This window comes from Pseudomonas sp. rhizo25, assembly GCF_031931935.1.
GTDB classification, from domain to species: domain Bacteria; phylum Pseudomonadota; class Gammaproteobacteria; order Pseudomonadales; family Pseudomonadaceae; genus Aquipseudomonas; species Aquipseudomonas synxantha.
Genome location: NZ_JAUJXA010000041.1, coordinates 1 through 1,291, shown reverse-complemented (window position 1 = coordinate 1,291; position 1,291 = coordinate 1). Strand labels below are relative to the sequence as shown.

Below are 1,291 nucleotides of genomic sequence, written 5' to 3'. Positions count from 1 at the left end.
CCGGCTGCGCGAGGACGATGGCGTCTCGCACCTGCTCCTGCTCCAGCAACCGGGCCTCGATTTCCCCCAGCTCGATACGGAAACCGCGGATTTTCACCTGATGGTCGATCCGCCCGACATATTCGATCACGCCCGAGGCGTTGTAACGCGCCAGGTCGCCAGTGCGGTACAAACGCCCGCCACTCTGGCTGAACGGATCGGGCATGAAGCGTTCGGCGGTCAGGTCCGGGCGGTTGAAGTAACCACGGGCCAACAACTCGCCGCCGATCACCAGTTCACCCACCACGCCGATCGGTGCCGGGGCACCGCTGTCATCCAGCAAGTAGATGCTGCGCCCGGCCAGGACTTTGCCGATGGGCATGGTCAAGGGTGTGGGGCGGGCGCCGGTCACGTAGGCGGTGCAGTCGAGGACGGTAACCGTCACCGTGGCTTCGGTGGGGCCATAGGTATTAAGCAGCTTGACGTGCCCAAGGCCGGCCTCGGCCCACGCGGCAAGGCCTTCGGGCGGCATGGCTTCACCGCCGGCGTGGACTTGCTTGAGGCGCCCATAATCGCGCGGACCGGCCGTGGCGAAATCCTTGGCCAGCAGGTTCCAATAGGCGGTGGTGAGGTCGACCACACTGATCTGGTGCTTGATCAGTTCGCGGTAGAAGGTCTCGGTGTCCCAGATCTCGGTGCCGCGCAGCACCACCGAGGCGCCGCAGATCAGCGCCGGGTACAACTGCTCGACGAAGCCGTCGAAGTTGAAGGTGGAAAACTGCAGGATGCGGTCATCGCCCTTGAGGTTGAAAAAATCCAGCGATACATAGGCATGGCGAGTCAGCGACAGCTGGTTGATGCCCACGCCTTTGGGCCGGCCGGTGGAGCCCGAAGTGAACATCACATACGCCAGGTTCTGGGCATGGGCGCGGTTGCTCAGGTTGCTGGCGTCCAAGTCGACCCAGGCCTGGTCCTGGTCCAGGCACAGGTGGTCGACATAGGCGGCAATCGCCAGGCGTTCACGTAAGTGACTCTGGGTCAGCATCAGCCGGGTGCCGCTGTCTTCGATCATGCACAGCAGGCGGTCCTGGGGGTATTCCGGGTCCAGGGGCACGTAGGCGCCGCCGGCCTTGAGCACCGCCAGCAGGCCGATGATCATGTCCAGGCCGCGCTCCACGGCGATCCCCACCAGCACGTCGGGGCCGACGCCCAGGCGCACCAGATGCCGGGCCAGGCGGTTGGCCCGGGCGTTGAGTTCGGCATAGGTCAGTTGACGGTCTTCGAAGAGCAAGGCCGGCGCTGAAGGTTGCTG

At 64.8% G+C, this 1,291-nt stretch carries 1 protein-coding gene; it reads right to left on the bottom strand.

Annotated features, from left to right (window positions below; genetic code table 11):
• The coding region (locus QZR30_RS27825) for an amino acid adenylation domain-containing protein (RefSeq protein ID WP_311904780.1) at positions 1-1,291 on the bottom strand (1,291 nt) is incomplete at both ends.